Source organism: Kribbella jejuensis (assembly GCF_006715085.1).
In the GTDB taxonomy this organism is placed as follows: domain Bacteria; phylum Actinomycetota; class Actinomycetes; order Propionibacteriales; family Kribbellaceae; genus Kribbella; species Kribbella jejuensis.
In genome coordinates, this window is the sequence record NZ_VFMM01000002.1 from 484,093 (window position 1) to 500,894 (window position 16,802).

Sequence of the window (16,802 nt, forward strand, 5' to 3'; positions counted from 1 at the left end):
AGGGCACGATGCCTGAAGCTGTGCGTACCGTCCGGATCAACCGTCCGGCGGCCGACGTGTTCGCGTTCTTCGCCGACGGCGAGAACGATCCGCAGTGGCGCACCGGGGTGAAGGAGATCAGCCGAAACGGCCCGATCGGCCCCGACGCGACGTACCACCAACGAATCGCAGGCCCCGCCGGCCGGGCGATCCCGTCCGACTACCGCGTAACGGCGTACGAACCCAACACCCACCTGGCCTTCGAAGTCACCGCCGGCCCCGTACGCCCAACCGGCGACTACCGCTTCACCCCGGTCGACGACGCCACCGACGTCACCTTCAAACTCTCCGCCAACCTGTCAGGCCTGAAAAAACTCCTGATGTCCAAACCCGTCCAGCAATCCATGAACTCCGAAGTAGCCGCCCTCGACCGAGCCAAACAAATCCTCGAGAGCTAGAGCACCGGGCTGAGCACCCGGAAAGGCGAACGAAGAGTCGCTCTGACGGCTAGTCTGCGCGGGTGGGGATCTATGAGGACTTGCTGAAGGCGACCGGGGACCCGGATGGGTTGGGCGGGATTCGGGAGCGGATTCTGGCCTGGATGCTGCCTGGGTTCATGGACCGGGCCGAGGTGATCGAGGCGGCGACGGAGTACGTCGAAGGCAGGGAGCTGCTGACCGGCCCGCAAGTCGAGCAACTTGTCGACGAGCTGTGGCGTCAGCGGCTGGACGAGCAGAAAGACTGGCCGGAGCGGACCGACGCCGACAAAGTCGCGGCGGCCTTCGCCGAACTCGACGCCGCCGGGATCGTCGCGCGGATGAACTTCACCTGCTGCCAGACCTGCGGATCCACCGAGATCGACGACGAGCGTCCGGCCGACCGCCCCTCCACCGGCTACGTCTTCTTCCACTCCCAGGACGGCGAACGCCTCGCCGACAATCCCGCGCACTTGTTCCTCGCCTACGGCGCTTTCGACATCCCCGAACCTGAATGGCTCGACGGCGTGACCGCGATCGGCAATCAGGTGGCCGCCGTACTGCGTGCCCACGACCTCCCGGTGACATGGAACGGTTCCTCCGACCAGCGGATCCAGGTAGGACCCCTGAACTGGCAACGCCGCCTGCCTACGGCTCGGCAGAACAGCTGACTTTCGGGGACCTTGTCGCCGGCCTTCGGCCAGCTCGGGAGTGTCAGCGCGAGATCGAGGAGCCGTGCCAGGCGAGAGCCCGGAGCAGATCGTCGCGGAGCCGGTGGATTGTTCCGCTCACGGTTGGAGGTACCCCGTCCAGATCCAGCGGTGCCGATTCCACAGCCTTGCCGAGCTCGTCCCAGGTAGTCCAGGCGATCGTTGCTGGGATCCGTGCGATCAGGTCGTCGTCCGACGCGCCGATGCCGGTCGTTCGCGCGAGTACGTCCTCGAGGTGATACGTGACGGCTGCCTCCAGCGAGAGGCGCCCGTGGCCTCTGACCGGCACCGGTGGTGGCGACGCCGTGATCAGCAGAAGCATCGGCCGTGCATCGGCGGCATCCCGCAGCACGCACACGTACTCCCGTGCGAGCTGCTCCGGCTGGAAGGCCGACCGTCCGAGGCCTTTGGCCTCGATCAACACGTGGCAGCTCGGGGTGGTCAGGACGCCATCCGGTTGTACGACGACTCCGTTGGGAGACAGCCGTGACTCGTCGGGCAGCAGCGTGAACGTCGCTTGCTCCGCTTCTGCCGCGACGAGCTCCCGCGTCTCGTCGGCGCCGTGGGCATTGCGCAGAACTGCGGCCAGGAAGACCGATCGCGGAAGGTACGACAACGTGCCGAGAACTTCCGCGGTCAGAACGTTCTCGCGGCCTCGGCCTCCGTCCCGGTAGCCGCGGACCCGTGGGCCCTCCCACGAGATCTCCTCCAAGAGGCGGCCGAGCACGGAGCTGTTGCCGAGGCCTTCGGGGACGGTGGGCGGCATGTCCTACTCCTTGCTGTTGCGGAGGGCTTGTAGGTCTGCGTGGCAGCGGGCTTCTACTTCGGCGAGGTCTTGGAGGGTTTGTTCGATGTCTTGGCGGCGTTGTTCGAGTTCCTGGCGGCGGTGGGTGATCTGGTTCAGGAGGTAGACGAGTTGGCCTTCCTCGCCGGGTTCGGCGTCGTACATGTCGACGATCCTGGCGATCTCGTCGAGGGAGAAGCCGAGGCGTTTGCCGCGCAGGATGAGGGCCAGGCGGATGCGGTCGCGGGGGTGGTAGACGCGGGTCGTGCCGCGGCGTTCGGGGGTGAGCAGGCCGCGGTCCTCGTAGAAGCGGATCGTGCGGAGCGTGACGTCGTACTCGGCGGCGAGTTCGGCGATCGACCAGGTCTCGGGCACCCGGCTATTGTGCATGCTGACCAGCGTGCTTTACGTTTACGTAAGCGTCAAGCACGAGGGAGTGCGGTATGTACGAGTTGTCCGCCGAACACCAGGAGTTCCGGCGTAGCGTTCGCGACTTCGCGGAGGCGGAGATCGCGCCGTATGCGGCCGAGTGGGACCGCAAGCACTACTTCCCGGTCGAGGTCGTGCAGAAGATGGGGCGGCTGGGGCTGTTCGGCCTGACCGCGCCGGAGGAGTACGGCGGGGCCGGCGGCGACTTCACCAGCCTGTGCGTGGCGATCGAGGAGATCTCCCGGGTCGACCAGTCGATGGGGATCACGCTCGAGGCGGCGGTCGGGCTCGGGATCAACCCGATCCTGACGTTCGGTACCGACGAGCAGAAGGCCACCTGGTTGCCCGACCTGGTCGCGGGCACGAAGCTGGCCGGGTTCGGGCTGACCGAGCCGGAGTCGGGGTCGGACGCCGGTGCCACCAAGACCCGCGCGGTGCTCGACGACGGCGAGTGGGTGATCAACGGCTCGAAGCAGTTCATCACCAACTCCGGCTCGAGCATCACGAGCGTCGTCACGGTCACCGCCCGCACCGGTGAGCGCGCGGACGGCAAGCCGGAGATCTCCACGATCATCGTCCCGAGCGGTACGCCGGGATTCACTGCGGAGGCGGCGTACGACAAGCTCGGCTGGCATGCGTCCGACACGCATCCGCTGTCGTTCGTGAACTGCCACGTCCCCGAGGCGAACCTGCTGGGGCAGCGCGGCAAGGGGTTCGGCCAGTTCCTCGCGACGCTCGACGACGGGCGGGTGGCGATCAGCGCGGTCGCACTCGGATGTATCCGGGCCTGCCTTGAGCTGTCCACCCAGTACGCCGGTGAGCGGCAGACGTTCGGCGTACCGATCGGCCGCAAGCAGGGTGTCGCGTTCCAGATCGCCGACCTGAAGGTGATGGCGGACGCGGCCGAGCTGCTCGTCTACCGGGCCGCTGCGCTGAAGGACGCCGGGGCGCCGATGCAGGAGTTCAAGCAGGCCGCTGCGGTCGCCAAGCTGTACGCGACGGAGTCGGCGGTGACCGCGACCCGGATCGCGACCCAGGTCTTCGGCGGCTACGGCTTCATGGAGGAGTACCCGGTCACCCGGTTCTACCGCGACGCGAAGATCCTGGAGATCGGCGAGGGTACGTCGGAAGTACAGCGGATGCTGATCGCCCGGAGCCTCGGGCTCCCGGTGGAATGATGGCTGCATGACCCACGATCACTGGACCGAGGTCAAGGTCGCTCGCGAGGCAACCCTGGCGCCACCCGAGAAGGCAGCGGCCAAGCTCAAGAGCCAGAACAAGTTGTACGTCCGCGACCGGATCGCGCTGCTCGTCGACGAGGGCAGCTTCGTCGAGGACGCGCAGCTCGCGAACGCGCTGAACCCGGGCCTGCCCGCGGACGGCGTGGTCACCGGCCGCGCGCTCGTCGACGGCCGGCCCGCGCTGCTGGTCGCCAACGACCCGACCGTGAAGGCCGGCTCCTGGGGCGCCCGGACGGTCGAGAAGATCGTCCGCGTCACCGAGGTGGCACTCCGCGACGAACTGCCGATCTTCTGGCTGATCGACTCGGCCGGCGCCCGCATCACCGACCAGGTCGAACTGTTCCCGGGCCGTCGCGGTGCCGGGCGGATCTTCCACAACCAGGTCGCGCTGTCCGGAAAGGTCCCGCAGATCTGCTGCCTGTTCGGCCCGTCGGCGGCCGGTGGTGCGTACATCCCGGCGTTCTGCGACATCGTGATCATGGTCGACGGCAACGCCTCGATGTACCTGGGCTCGCCGCGGATGGCCGAGATGGTGGTGGGCGAGAAGGTGACGCTGGAGGAGATGGGCGGCGCCCGGATGCACACCAGTGTCTCCGGCTGCGGCGACCTGCTCGCGTCCGACGACACCGAGGCGATCGAGCTCGCCAAGCAGTACTTCTCCTACCTGCCGGGTTCGTGGCGTTCGCGGCCGCCGTCGTACGACGCCTCGGACGCCGGCCGCGACTTCACTCGGGACCTGGTTCCGGCCGAGGAGAGCGTCGGGTTCGACATCCACGACGTGATCGACGCGGTGCTGGACGCGGACACGTTCTTCGAGATCAAGCCGTCGTACGCGCCCGAGTTGGTCGTCGGGTTCGGGCTGCTCGCGGGTCAGGTGGTCGGGATCGTCGCGAACCAGCCGGCGGTGAAGGGCGGCGTACTGTTCGTCGACTCCGCCGACAAGGCCGCGCGGTTCATCTGGCTGTGCGACGCGTTCAACGTGCCGCTCGTGTACCTGTGCGACGTACCGGGGTTCATGATCGGCAGCGAGGTCGAGCGGGCGGGGATCATCCGGCACGGCGCGAAGATGATCACCGCTGTGTCCGAGGCGACCGTCCCGACAGTCTCGGTGATCGTACGGAAGGCGTACGGCGCCGGGCTCTACGCGATGTGCGGCCCGGGTTTTTCGCCCGACGCGTGTATCGCGCTGCCGACGGCGAAGATCGCGGTGATGGGTCCGGAGGCGGCGATCAACGCCGTGTACTACAACAAGATCCAGGAGATCGCCGACGAGACCGAACGCGTCGAGTACGTCTCCAAGCTGCGCGAGGAGTATGAGACCGACATCGACATCCTCCGCCTCGCCGCCGACCTGGTCATCGACGCCATCGTCGAACCCGAGAACCTCCGCAACGACCTGATCGCCCGGCTGGCCGCCGCGCAGTCCAAGGACCGAACCTTCTCGCACCGCCGCCACGGAGTCCCGCCCGTGTAGGTAGGGTCCCAGCCATGGGTGCAAACGATTTCGCCGCGCGGGTCCGGGGGCGGGAGAAGCTGGTCGGGTATTGGGTGACGCTTGATTCGCCTGCCGCGGCTGAACGGATCGGGCGGTTGGGGTACGACTACGTGGTGCTCGACGGACAGCACGGGTTGATCGGGTACCAGGGGTTGATGACCGGGCTGCTCGCGATCGACGCCGGTTCCTCGATCGGGCCGCGGGCGTCGGTCGGGCTGGTGCGGGTGGAGGCGAACGACCCCACGCCGATCGGGCGGGCCCTGGACGCCGGTGCGGCCGGCGTGATCGTTCCGCTGGTCGACACCTCGGGGGACGTGGCGCGGGCGGTGCGCGCGGCGAAGTACCCGCCGGCCGGGGTGCGTTCGTTCGGTCCGATGCGGGCCGCGTTGCGGATCGGCCCGGTCCCCGCGGACAGCGACCGGGCGACCGTCGTGCTCGCGATGATCGAGACGGCGCTCGGGCTGCAGAACGTGGCCGAGATCTGTGCGACGCCCGGTCTCGACGGCGTCTACGTCGGACCGTCGGATCTCAGCCTGGCGCTCGGCGCGCGGTTCCCGGGAGATCCCGAGGTGGACGAACCTTTCGAGCAGGCGATCGAACTGATCGCACGGACCGCCCAGGAGACAGGCATCGCGGCAGGCATCCACACCTTCGACGGCGAGTCGGCGAAGAAGAGACTGGACCAGGGCTACACCTTCGCCACCGTCGCCTCCGACCTCAGCCACCTCGAGGCGATCGCGGCCGCACACCTGCAGACTGCACGCTCCTAGGAACACGTTGGTGTGCTGTGGGGTTAAGTTCGGGGAGAGCACACCGAGGAGGTCCGGATGAAGGCACCCGAGCGCGGCGCGTTGCCGCTGGGGCTGGCGGCGACGTTGGGGCGGGCCTACGGGCGGCTGACCGAGACGGTGCAGGGGCTGAGCGACGCGGACTTCCGCCGCGAGACGCGCTGCCCGGGCATGCCGGTCGGTCCGCTGCTCGTGCATCTGTTGTACGACGCCGAGCGGGCGCTGATCGCGTTCGCCAGCCCGGCCGTGGCCGAGCCGGACCGGGACTTCGTCACGTACTGGAAGGACGTCCCGCCGCAGGGTGGTACGAGCTTCGTGTCGGCCGTCGCCGCGGCCTACCGGAAACCGGCGCAGCTCGTCCAGCACTGGCGTGAGGTCTCCGAGGCCGCGGCCCGCGCCGCCGCGGCCGGGCTGGCGACCAAGGACCGTTGCGTCGAGACCCAGGGCCATGTGCTGCGAGCGAAGGATTTCGTCGCCACGTTGGTGCTCGAGGCAACGGTTCATCACCTGGACATGACCGTTGGTCTGCCCAATGCACCGGAGCCGGACCCCGAGGCGCTGCAGGTCACCGCCCGGACGCTGGACGGCCTGTTCGGACCCGAGGCGTGGGACGTGATCGCCTGGGACACCACGACGTACATCCTGAAAGCGACCGGCCGCCTGCCACTCGACGAGGCCGATCTTGACATGCTCGGCCCGCACGCGAGCCGGCTGCCGCTGCTGGCCTAGAAGACTGGCCCCCTAGAAAGACTGGCCCCGAAGACTGGCTCAGAAGACGCCGGCGAAGGGGTCCTCCAGTTCGCTCCAGTTGAGGCTGGCGAGTTCGGACTCGGTCAGCAGGCAGGCATCGAGGATGGCCTGCAGGCGGGCCGGGTCGAGGCCCATACCGGTCGCGACCACCGTGCACTCGGCGAGGTGCTCGGTCTCGGACCATTCGCCGAGCATGCCGAGCGACGCGCTGTACCCGGCCGACTCCCAGCGGACCCGTTGGGTCGGACGGTTCGCCAGCCAGACCACGCCGCGACTGCGGACCACGCCGTTGACGATGTCCTCGAGCGCGTCGTTCAACCGGGCCGGATGCAACGGTCGCGTCGACCGCCACAGTACCGTGGTCACGCCGTCGCCACTCGGCTGCACGCGGTCCGACTGGTTCGACACAGCAAGTTCGCCCGCCCACGCCTCGGCCGCGTCGAAGTCGAACCGCCCGGTCCGTGCCACCGGCCCCTCCGGTACGCCGGACGCGCCCGCCCGCACCACCGACGTCCGTGGGTTCAGATGCTCCAGCAGGTGCTCGAGCCGCACCAAGGCCGTACTCCGATGCGCATTGGCGAGTACGCACACGTCGGCGTACTCGATCTGGCGGGCCGTCAGCTCCGCGACATTGCGCCGATCCGGCAACCCGAGCGCGAGCCCGCGTTCGGCGAGCAGCTCGTCGCCGGACAGTTGCTCGACGAGCAGTACGGCGTCGACGACGCAGGTGACCGTGTCGACGACGATCTCCGGCAGCGCCGCGACCAGCGTGCTGACCAGCGGCCGCGCCTCCATCGCGGGTGGCGCCGCGAGCACGACGTGATCCCAGTGCGCACGCGCGACGAGGGCCTCGAGCAACGGCACCAGCGACTCGATCAGCTGGCATGCACCACAGTCGTCGCCGACCGTGAACTCACCCGCGTCGATCGGCCCGGACCGGTCCTGCACCCGCCAGGTCAGCACGCCGCGACCGGGCAGCTCGTCCTGATCGACCGCCACGACCACGGTGGTGGCGTCGGTCATCGCTTCCAGCACGGGCTCCCGCAGCGTCGCGGACAGCCCGACCAACAAGGACAACGGAGTCTTCGACTGGGCGGTCATGCACACATTATATGAAAACGGTTTTCATCAGTCTACCGGTACGGCGTGTCCGGAAAAGAACAGGCCGTCGCCCCGATCGTCTGGTAGGCAAGGGACATGGCGATCGAGATCGGGAAGTACACCGGCGGGTGGGAAGAGCTGCTCGAGTTGCTGGACGTGGCGTTCTCCGCGCCGTGGTCCGACGAGCAGTACGAGTCCGAGCGGGCGGTCTGGGAACAGCCGCGGAGCATCGTGGCGAGCGAGGACGGTCAGCTCGTCGGGCACACCGGCACGTTCTCGCACCGGATGTCGGTACCGGGCGGGCAGGTCTCGACCGCGGGCGTGACGATGGTCGGCGTCCGGCCGACGCACCGGCGGCGCGGGATCCTGCGTGACCTGATGCGCGCGCAGTTGACCGACGTCCACGAGGCGGGGGAGCCGCTGGCAGCGCTGACCGCGAGCGAGCCGGTGATCTACCCGCGGTTCGGGTACGGACTGGCCTCCGATCACCAGCAGATCGTCGTACCGAAGGCGTCGCGGGAGCTGCGCCCGGTGGACGGTGTCGACGACGTACGCGTCCGGTACGTCGACGTCCGCGAGAGCCTGCCGCGCTGCGCGGAGTTGCGGAACCGGCTCGCGCTCGAGCGGCCCGGGATGTTCCAGCACGACGAGCGCTGGCAGCAGTACACGACCAGCCCGACCGTCGTGAGCAACCTCGCGAGCGCGTCCAAGCTGCGCTGCGTCGTCGCCGAGCGGGACGGCGAGCTCGTCGGCTTCGCGTACTACCGCACCAAGCGCGCCGAGAAGGGGTATGTCGACGTACAGCGGGTGCATGCCGTCGACATCGCGGCGCATGCGGCGCTCTGGCGATACCTGCTCGAGCCCGATCTGCTCAGCGAGACGCGCTGCGGGATGCTCGCGTCCGACGACCCGTTGCTGGACCTGCTGCTCGACCCGCGGGCGCCGGGCGCGATCACGCGGGACGGCCTCTGGGTGCGGCTGGTCGACGTTGCCCGCGCGCTCGCCGGGCGGACGTATGCCCGCGACGTCGACGTCGTCGTCCAGATCGTCGACGACTTCCTGCCGTGGAATGCGGGCCGCTGGCACCTGTCCGGCGGTACGGACGGCGCCTCCTGCGAAAGCACCTCCCGCGACGCCGACCTCACGCTCGACGTCCGCGATCTGGGCGCCGTCTACCTCGGCCGCCCGTCCCTGGCCCGCCTCGGCCGCGCGGGCCTGGTCACCGAACACACCCCAGGCGCCCTGACCGCAACCTCGGAAGCGTTTTCCACATCTCGGCTTCCGTTCCTCGATACAGGCTTCTGACGGGGTAACCTGCCCAGATGCAGACGCAGCGTAGGGGTGCGCTCGCGGCGGCGGTCGTCCTGTTCGTCGGGCTCGTGGTGGCCGGCTTCGTCGTCCTCGCATCGGCGAGCGGACCGGTACGGCCGGTCAGCGAGAGCACCCTGAGCCCGCAGCCGCGGACGCTGCCGCCGAACGTGGTCACCGAGACGCCGCAGACGCAGGGGACACCGACGCCGCGGATGCTGCCGCAGCCGCGCGACACCCCGAGTTGGCTGCTGTCGATGTGGCAGACGCTGATCTACCTGATCGCGGCGACGATCGTCGTCCTGATCGTGCTGCTGATCATCCGGACCGTCCGCCGCGTCCGGCTGCCCAAGCTGGAACCCGTCGACAACGACTGGGAGCGAGTGAAGGCCGAGCGGCTGGCCGAGGCCGTCGACACCGGTCTCGCGCAGATCGACACCGGTACGGCGACCGACGCGGTCGTCGCGTGCTGGGTCGCGCTGGAGCAGGCGGCGGCGTCGGCCGGCGTACCGCGGGATCCGTCCGAGACGCCGGCCGAGTTCACCGTCCGGGTGCTCGGCGTCGGCGGGATCTCGGAACCAGAACTGATCCGGCTCGGCGAGCTGTATCGCGAGGCGCGGTACTCCACCCACGGTTCGACCGAACAGGCCCGCACCGAGGCCCGCGCGGCCCTGCTCAGGTTGCGCGAGGAGCTCGCGGTAGCCGTGGAGGCCGGCGAATGACGTCTTACCGCTGGTCTGCGCTGGAAGAGAAGGGACCGCCGCCGGAGAAGCAGAAGCGGCGGATGCCCAACAAGATGTTGCTGCAGCATCTCGGGCTGCCCGTGCTGGCGAGCCTTGTGCTCGTGGCGATCTTCGGGGTGGCCGGGATGGAGCCGCGACCGCTGTGGTTCGTCGCCACCGCGCTCGCCGTCGGCGCGGTCTCGCTCGCGATCCGGCTGATGGTGCCGCAGGTCCTGGAGACCAGCTGGCCCGGCCGGCACGACGACCGGACGGTCCGGAACCGCACCCAGACCAGCGACACCCAGACCCAGTTCCTCGCCACCTGGCTGCAGGAATCGGGACGCGAGCGGCGCGCCGGTGAAGGGTCCTTGACCTTCGTACGGCGGATCCGGCCGCTGCTGCTGGAGCTGGCGAGCGATCGGCTGGTGCACCAGCACGGCATCGACCCGGTGCGCGAGCCGGACCGGGCCCGCGCGATCGTCGGCGACCGGCAGTGGGCGCTGATCAGTGGTGACGACCTACGCACCGCGTCACTCGGCGAGATCGAGGACGCGATCCACACCATCGAGAACCTGTGAGGGATACCTGTGACCGATGCCGCGACTGAAGGCGAGCTGACTCTCGGCGAGGTGTCCGAGCTGAGCCGGCAGGTGCTGGACCGGGTCGGCCAGGCCGTGGTCGGGAAGAGCGAGGCGCTCGAGCTGGTGCTGGCCGGCATCCTGGCCGGCGGGCACGTACTGCTCGAGGACTACCCGGGGCTGGCGAAGACGCTGGCCGCGCGGTCGTTCGCGCAGGCGCTCGGGCTGGAGTTCCGGCGGGTCCAGTTCACGCCGGACCTGCTGCCGTCGGACGTGACCGGCGCGTTCGTCTACGACCAGAAGGAGTCGGAGTTCGTCTTCCGGCCCGGACCGATCTTCACCGGGCTGCTGCTCGCGGACGAGATCAACCGGACGCCACCGAAGACGCAGGCCGCGTTGCTGGAGTCGATGCAGGAACACCAGGTCACGGTCGAGGGGCAGACGTTCCCGTTGCCGGTGCCGTTCCATGTGCTCGCGACGGCCAACCCGGTGGAGTACGAGGGCACCTATCCGTTGCCGGAGGCACAGCTCGACCGGTTCATGCTGCGGATCGGGTTCGGGTACCCGAGCCCGGCGGAGGAGTGGGAGGTGCTGCGCCGGCGGATGAGCCGCCGTACCGAGGACCAGTCGGTCGAGGCGGTCACGGATGCGGCCGGTCTGCTCGCGGCGCAGCGTGCGGTCGAGACGGTGACGGTCGACGACAGCGTCGGCCAGTACTGCGTGGATCTCGCGACCGCGACGCGTCGGGACTCGCAGGTTCTCGTCGGTGCGTCGCCACGTGGATCGCTGGCGCTGCTGCTGACGTCGCGTGCGTACGCCGTCATCAAGGGGCGCGACTACGTCGTACCGGAGGACGTGAAGGCGGTCGCCGTCGCGGCGCTCGCGCACAGGATCACGGTCCGGCCCGAGCTGTGGCTGCACGAGGTGACCGGAGGGACTGTGGTGCGGACCGTGCTCGGCTCGGTCCCGGCCCCGCCGACCGTCGCGGTCGCCAGATGACTGTGCTCCCTCCGGTCCTCGGTCCAGGCCGGGAGGCCCCATGACCTGGCGACCCACGCACGCGCAGCTCCGGGCGGTTGTCGTCGCCGCGGTGCTGCTCGGTGCTGCCGTGTTGCTGCAGCGGCCGGATGCCGCGGTGTTCGGGTTGCCGTTGGTGTTCCTGGCGGGCTGGGGGCGGTACTTCCGGCCGCATCAACGCCCGGAGGTACGCACCGAGCTGGACGCGGACGTGCTGTTCGAGGGGCAGGGCACGACGTACCGCCTCACTGTTGCTGAATCGGTCGACCCCGACATCGACCTGATCGTGGCGGCGTTGCCGCGGACGGCGTGGTTCCAGTACGACCCGCCGCAGGCCGCGATCGCGGAACCGGTCGCGCACGGCGAGGTGACGCTCGAGGTCGGCGTCCGGTCCAAGCGCTGGGGCCTGCGTTCGTTGGAGCGGCCAACGGTGACGGCGACGTCGGCGGTCGGGGCGTACCGGGTGCAGGTGACGTCGGTCGGCACGCAGGCGGTGACGACGCTGCCGCTGCGGGAAGGGTTCGAGGCGGTGGACGCCGTACCGCGTCCTGCTGGGCTGGTGGGGTTGCACCGGTCGCGACGGCCCGGCGAGGGGACCGAGCTGGCCGGCGTCCGGCCGTTCCGTACCGGTGACCGGTTGCGGCGGATCAACTGGGCGGTCTCGGCGCGGACGCAGGAGCTGCACGTCACGTCGACCTGGTCCGACCGCGACACCGAGGTGGTGATCCTGGTCGACACCGGCGGCGAGATCGGCCTCAGCGAAGGCATCGACGGGCGGTCGTCGAGCCTCGACACCGCCGTCCGCGCGGCCGCGGCGATCGCCGAACACTACCTGCGCAACGGCGACCGGGTCCGGCTGATCGATACCGGCAGCCTGTTCCGCGGGGTGCGTTCGGGCAGCGGTCGAGGGCATCTGCGGCGGATCCTCGACACGCTGGTCCATGCCGATCGTGGGGGCCGCCAACAAGACGAGCAACAGTTGGCGCGGCGGAACCGGATCCGCTCGGACAGCCTGGTCCTCGTGCTCAGCCCGCTGCTGCGGCAGACGATGCTCGGCTACATCGTCACGCTGGTGCACTCCGGCTGCACGGTGATCGCGATCGACACGCTGCCGCCGGACGTCATCTCGACGATGGACCTGAATGCCCACGACACCCGCTCCTGGCCGCTCGCGTGGCGCCTGCGACTGCTGGAACGCCGTCGCGACCTGGACCGCTTGAGCGACCTCGGCGTACCAACCGTTCGCTGGCAAGGCTCCGGCACACTCGACGAAGTACTACGAGACGCCGCCCGCCTCTCCGCCGCACCCCGGATCCGCTCATGACGGTACTGATGCCGCGACTCCGTCGCGGCGGGCTCCCTGTGCTCCTCAGTCCAGACCGGGAGGCCGCATGACCGCGGACGAGAAGATCACGCAATGGCTGGCGGAACTGCGCGCGACCAGCCGGGCCGTACTGCTGGCCCGGTTCGTCATCGCGGTAGCCGGCACGGTCGCGATCGTCGTACCGACCATCCAGCCCTGGGATCAGCTGGACCTGGTCGTCTATCTGGCCGTGCCGCTCCTGCTCGCGACCGTCGTCATCCCCGACTCGGTCTCCGGAACGCTGTTCCTGCTGGTCGTCACCCTGGGCTGGCTGATGCGCGCCCCTGGCACCATCACCTGGTCCCTGACCATCACCGCCATGGCCTTGGCCACCCTCCACCTGGCCGCCGCCTTCGCCGCCCAACTCCCGTCCTACGCGCAGGTCCATCCCGCCTCCCTGCGCCGCTGGTGGTTGCCCGGAACAACCGCCCTGCTCCTGGCGCCGGCGGTGGCCGGCGCCGCCGCGTTGGTACAGAACGCCAACGTCCCCGGATCCCTGCTGATCACCGTCGCCGCGATAGCGCTGACTGCCGTCACCCTCTGGCTGATCACGGACCAAAAACTGAAGCGCGACTAGCTTGTCGGTGGTCGGTCCTAGGATCGCCGGCATGACCCGATATGTGGACGAGGATCTGCACGGTGCAGAGTTCCGCGAGTGCGATCTCACCGGCGCGCGCCTGATCGGCGTCGTCATGCAGGACGCGGTGATCGACGGGCTCGTCACCAACTTGGTGGTGAACGGTGTCGAGGTCACCGGGTACGTCGAGGCCGAGCTCGACCGGCGATATCCGGTCCGGGTGCTGATCCGCTCCGAGGAGCCTGCCGACCTGCGCGAAGCAGCACGTCAGCTGCACGCCGCATGGGCCGCCACGATCGCGCGCATCCGCCGTACGCCCGGCATCGAGCGCCGCAGCGTGAACGACGAGTGGTCGGCCGCGCAGACGTTGCGCCACCTGGTCTTCGTCCACGACTCGTGGTTCCGCCGCTGCTGCCTCGGCTCGACGGAGCTGTTCACACCGATGGGCATCGGCCCGGACGTCGAACCGTACCGCGGGGCACACGGCATCGACCGCTCCCTCGACCCCGACCTCGACGAAATCGTCGGCGTGCGGGAGGCACAGGCCGCCGAGCTCGAGCGTTGGCTCGACCAGGTCACCGCCGAGCAGCTCACAGCCCCGGCGCCGGTGCCTGACGACGACGTCTGGCCGCCGTACGCCCGAGGCCGCTCGGTGCAGCAGTGCCTCCGCACAGTCCTCAACGAAACCTTCGAACACCACAACTTCTGCACCCGCGACCTCGACCTGATCGACAATCAGGCCGCCGACTAGCTCTCCTCGGATCCCACGATTCGCAGACCCTCGTACTCGGCGAAGTCTGCGAAGTCCTTCACGTTGAGCGTCGCCAGCGGCAGGTCGTAGACCAGGCAGCACGCCGCGATCCAGCTGTCGTTCTGAGGGCGCGGTCGTCCCCGCTTGGTCGCGTACGCCGAAATCTCACCCCACCGTCGCGCCACTGCCTCGTCGTACGGCAGGGTCGGTCGAGTACTGAGCCAAGCCTCGAGCCCGGCAGTCTTCGTGGAGCCCCAGTTGCGCAGGTGTGCCCAGCGGCTCAGCTCGCCCAATGTGACAAAGGTGATGCCGACCTGAGCGCCGAGCAGTTCGCGCAGCAGCGCCGGAGGAAGCGAGTTCTTGATGCTCAGGGAAGCTACGTCGGTGTCGAGAATGATCTTGCGCGAGTTCACGCGACGTCGGCCCGCCGCAGCTCACTGAGATCGGTGAGGAACTCCTGCACCTCGTCATCGTCGAACACGCCGTCCATGGCGAGATCTCCGGCGGAGCGCACCGGCGCGGAGTCCCGGAAGAGCTCGTCGACCGACGCGGTCGCGTGCCGGCGCGCCGAGGGTTCAGCGTTGTCAGCAGTCACGACACCACCTCCAAGATCGACCACTACGTCGTAGTATCCCACGGCAGTCGGACATACCGGCGCAGCTGCCGGAGGAGCCGGTCCGTGGTCAGGCTGGGGTCTCGTCGCCGAAGGTTTTGGATAGTTCTTCGGACCAGGGGGTGGGGATGGCGTTGGGGCCCAGGACCTGCATGGCGGACATGACGGTCATCAGCATGCCGGCGGAGAGGAATTCGCGGGCCTGGTGCGGTGTCGCCCCGGTGAGGTCTCGGATCAGGTTGTAGATGCTGCCGAAGTGTTGGCGGACGCAGTTGCCGATGGTGGGATCGCCGCTGGCCGCGAAGCCCTGCATGAGGACCAGCAGGAGATCGCGCTCGGCGAGTAGCCGACCGTAGTTGCGGCCGAGCGAGGCCAGCTCCGGTGACTCGGCGGCCGCCTCGCGGAAGATCTGCTCGATCTGGGCGCAGACGCTCTCGACCGCGGCCAGGAACAGCTGCTGCTTCGTGCCGAACAGCCGGATCACGTACGGCTGGGACACCCCGGCCAGCCGCGCGATCTCGTCGGTCTTCGTGCCCTCGTAGCCGGACGCGGCGAACGCCTGGACAGCGGCGCGCAGCACCTCGTCGCCGCGCTCCTTGGCGGTCATCCGAACCTTGGGAGTCACGCTTTCTCCTTTCGTCCGTTGACATGTTATCAGTCAATGCATACTCTCGTCAGCGAGCTTGTTATCAGTCAATTACAACAAGGAGTGCGAGATGACCGCGACCGCCCTCGAACCCAGGCAGGCAACCCCGGCGACCCGCGGGCTCGGTGTGGTCCTCGCCGCCGTCGGGATCCCGACCTTCATGGTCACGCTGGACAACCTGGTCGTGACGAACGCGCTGCCCGTGATCAAGCACGAGCTGAACGCGTCGCTGTCCGACCTGCAGTGGTTCGTGAACGCCTACACGCTCGCTTTCGCCGCGCTGCTGCTGACCGCGGCCGCGATCGGCGACCGGCTCGGCCGGCGCCGGATGTTCCTGGCCGGGATCTCGCTGTTCACGCTGGCGTCGGCGACCTGCGCGCTGGCGACCGAGCCGTGGATGCTGACCGCCGCCCGCGCGATCCAGGGCATCGGCGCCGCGGCCGTGATGCCGCTGTCGCTGACGCTGCTCGCAGACGCCGTACCGGAGCGGATGCGCAGCGCCGCGATCGGCATCTGGGGCGGCATCTCCGGGCTCGGCATCGCGGTCGGCCCGGTCGTCGGCGGCGCGGTCGTCGACGGGCTCAACTGGCAGTGGATCTTCTGGCTGAACGTCCCGACCGGCGTCGTCGCCGTACTGCTCGCCGCCCGCGTCCTGACCGAGTCGAAGGGTACGGCGCAACGCCTCGACCTGGTCGGCCTGGTGCTTGCGACGAGCGGGGTGCTGTCGATCGTCTGGGGTGTCATCCACGGCGCGGGTGACGGGTGGACGTCCGGCAGCGTCCTCGGCACGCTGATCGCGGGCGGCGTACTGCTCGTCGCGTTCCTGGGCTGGGAGCGCCGGACGAGCGCCCCGATGCTGCCGTTGCGGTTGTTCTCGGTCCGCTCGTTCAGCGTGGTGAACGTGGTCGCGTTCACGTTCGCGGTCGGGGTGTTCGGATCGGTGTTCCTGCTCGCGCAGTTCTTCCAGGTCGTGCAGGGCTACACGCCGTTCCAGTCCGGCGTACGGACGCTGCCGTGGACCGCGGCGCCGCTCGTGGTCGCACCGCTCGCGGGCCTGGTCGTCGACCGGGTCGGGGCGCGCACACTGATCGTGGTCGGCCAGGCGTTCCTCGCCACCGCGCTCGGCTGGATCGCACTGATCACTACGGCGAGCACGCAGTACGGCGACCTTGTCGCGCCGTTCGTGCTGGCGGGGATCGGCATGGGGCTGACGTTCGCGCCGTCCGCGAGCGTGGTGATGGCCAGCGCGTCGGAGGCGGACCGGGGCGTGGCATCCGGGACCAACAACACGATCCGCGAGGTCGGTGTCGCGATGGGCGTCGCGATCCTCGCCTCGGTGTTCGCGTCAGCTGGATCCTACGGGTCACCGACCGAGTTCGCGGCCGGCATCGTCCCCGCGGTCTGGACAGGCGCCGCGATCGTCGCCGCGGGTACCGTCGTCGCCCTCCTGCTGCCGGGTCGCTCTAAAGTGTGA

20 protein-coding genes are annotated in these 16,802 nt (G+C 69.1%); 14 read left to right on the top strand and 6 right to left on the bottom strand.

Features of this window, described 5'->3' with window-relative positions:
* Positions 1 to 8: 8 nt before the first annotated feature.
* On the top strand, positions 9 to 437 hold the full coding sequence (locus FB475_RS22260) for an SRPBCC family protein (protein ID WP_141858509.1): 429 nt from the start codon (positions 9 to 11) through the stop codon (positions 435 to 437).
* Between the two features lie 62 nt (positions 438 to 499).
* On the top strand, positions 500 to 1,126 hold the full coding sequence (locus FB475_RS22265) for a DUF6891 domain-containing protein (protein ID WP_141858510.1): 627 nt from the start codon (positions 500 to 502) through the stop codon (positions 1,124 to 1,126).
* Positions 1,127 to 1,169: 43 nt separating this feature from the next.
* Here the strand turns inward: FB475_RS22265 and FB475_RS22270 are convergent, their stop codons facing one another.
* Together FB475_RS22270 and FB475_RS22275 are read right to left on the bottom strand one after the other, a co-directional pair.
* Positions 1,170 to 1,931 (bottom strand): hypothetical protein, encoded by a 762-nt coding sequence (locus tag FB475_RS22270; RefSeq protein ID WP_141858511.1) that lies wholly within the window; start codon positions 1,929 to 1,931, stop codon positions 1,170 to 1,172.
* 3 nt (positions 1,932 to 1,934) lie between these two features.
* Positions 1,935 to 2,324, bottom strand: a complete 390-nt coding sequence (locus FB475_RS22275) for a MerR family transcriptional regulator (protein ID WP_238332336.1) — start codon at positions 2,322 to 2,324, stop codon at positions 1,935 to 1,937.
* Between the two features lie 68 nt (positions 2,325 to 2,392).
* Between FB475_RS22275 and FB475_RS22280 the strand changes: the two genes are divergently transcribed.
* The 4 genes from FB475_RS22280 to FB475_RS22295 are packed head-to-tail and all read left to right on the top strand — an operon-like array spanning position 2,393 to position 6,631.
* Positions 2,393 to 3,556: an acyl-CoA dehydrogenase family protein gene (locus FB475_RS22280; RefSeq protein ID WP_141858513.1), complete on the top strand. Its 1,164-nt coding sequence runs from the start codon at positions 2,393 to 2,395 to the stop codon at positions 3,554 to 3,556.
* Positions 3,557 to 3,563: 7 nt separating this feature from the next.
* Complete coding sequence (locus FB475_RS22285) at positions 3,564 to 5,093, top strand: acyl-CoA carboxylase subunit beta (RefSeq protein WP_141858514.1); 1,530 nt, start codon at positions 3,564 to 3,566, stop codon at positions 5,091 to 5,093.
* A gap of 14 nt (positions 5,094 to 5,107) precedes the next feature.
* Positions 5,108 to 5,884 carry an HpcH/HpaI aldolase family protein gene (locus tag FB475_RS22290; RefSeq protein WP_141858515.1) on the top strand — a complete coding sequence of 259 codons (777 nt, stop codon included), beginning with the start codon at positions 5,108 to 5,110 and terminating at the stop codon, positions 5,882 to 5,884.
* A 57-nt stretch (positions 5,885 to 5,941) separates the two neighbouring features.
* Complete coding sequence (locus FB475_RS22295) at positions 5,942 to 6,631, top strand: maleylpyruvate isomerase N-terminal domain-containing protein (protein WP_141858516.1); 690 nt, start codon at positions 5,942 to 5,944, stop codon at positions 6,629 to 6,631.
* Between the two features lie 39 nt (positions 6,632 to 6,670).
* Here FB475_RS22295 and FB475_RS22300 read toward each other — a convergent pair whose 3' ends face one another.
* Positions 6,671 to 7,753, bottom strand: coding sequence for a CobW family GTP-binding protein (locus FB475_RS22300; protein ID WP_141858517.1), 1,083 nt, complete (start codon positions 7,751 to 7,753; stop codon positions 6,671 to 6,673).
* Positions 7,754 to 7,849: 96 nt separating this feature from the next.
* Between FB475_RS22300 and FB475_RS22305 the strand changes: the two genes are divergently transcribed.
* From FB475_RS22305 to FB475_RS22335, 7 genes are all read left to right on the top strand, one after another.
* A complete protein-coding gene (locus FB475_RS22305; RefSeq protein ID WP_141858518.1) occupies positions 7,850 to 9,058 on the top strand; it encodes a GNAT family N-acetyltransferase in 1,209 nt (402 codons plus the stop codon).
* A 17-nt stretch (positions 9,059 to 9,075) separates the two neighbouring features.
* Entirely contained in the window at positions 9,076 to 9,783 is a 708-nt protein-coding gene (locus FB475_RS22310) for a DUF4129 domain-containing protein (protein ID WP_141858519.1), read from the top strand.
* Positions 9,780 to 10,361, top strand: a complete 582-nt coding sequence (locus FB475_RS22315; protein WP_238332337.1) for a hypothetical protein — start codon at positions 9,780 to 9,782, stop codon at positions 10,359 to 10,361. Before FB475_RS22310 ends, FB475_RS22315 begins: the two co-directional genes overlap by 4 nt.
* Positions 10,362 to 10,370: 9 nt before the next feature.
* Entirely contained in the window at positions 10,371 to 11,360 is a 990-nt protein-coding gene (locus tag FB475_RS22320) for an AAA family ATPase (protein ID WP_141858520.1), read from the top strand.
* 40 nt (positions 11,361 to 11,400) lie between these two features.
* Positions 11,401 to 12,702 carry a DUF58 domain-containing protein gene (locus FB475_RS22325; protein ID WP_141858521.1) on the top strand — a complete coding sequence of 434 codons (1,302 nt, stop codon included), beginning with the start codon at positions 11,401 to 11,403 and terminating at the stop codon, positions 12,700 to 12,702.
* A gap of 67 nt (positions 12,703 to 12,769) precedes the next feature.
* The gene (locus FB475_RS22330) at positions 12,770 to 13,318 is read left to right on the top strand and encodes a hypothetical protein (RefSeq protein WP_141858522.1); all 549 of its coding nucleotides are present in this window, start codon (positions 12,770 to 12,772) and stop codon (positions 13,316 to 13,318) included.
* 31 nt (positions 13,319 to 13,349) lie between these two features.
* On the top strand, positions 13,350 to 14,069 hold the full coding sequence (locus FB475_RS22335; protein ID WP_141858523.1) for a DinB family protein: 720 nt from the start codon (positions 13,350 to 13,352) through the stop codon (positions 14,067 to 14,069).
* Here FB475_RS22335 and FB475_RS22340 read toward each other — a convergent pair.
* The 3 genes from FB475_RS22340 to FB475_RS22350 form a co-directional block, all read right to left on the bottom strand.
* Positions 14,066 to 14,482 (bottom strand): type II toxin-antitoxin system VapC family toxin, encoded by a 417-nt coding sequence (locus FB475_RS22340; protein WP_185759394.1) that lies wholly within the window; start codon positions 14,480 to 14,482, stop codon positions 14,066 to 14,068. The genes FB475_RS22335 and FB475_RS22340 overlap by 4 nt on opposite strands.
* Positions 14,479 to 14,664, bottom strand: coding sequence for a hypothetical protein (locus tag FB475_RS22345; RefSeq protein WP_141858524.1), 186 nt, complete (start codon positions 14,662 to 14,664; stop codon positions 14,479 to 14,481). Before FB475_RS22345 ends, FB475_RS22340 begins: the two co-directional genes overlap by 4 nt.
* Before the next feature lie 88 nt (positions 14,665 to 14,752).
* A complete protein-coding gene (locus FB475_RS22350; protein ID WP_238332338.1) occupies positions 14,753 to 15,307 on the bottom strand; it encodes a TetR/AcrR family transcriptional regulator in 555 nt (184 codons plus the stop codon).
* Between the two features lie 91 nt (positions 15,308 to 15,398).
* Between FB475_RS22350 and FB475_RS22355 the strand changes: the two genes are divergently transcribed.
* Entirely contained in the window at positions 15,399 to 16,802 is a 1,404-nt protein-coding gene (locus FB475_RS22355) for an MFS transporter (protein WP_141858525.1), read from the top strand.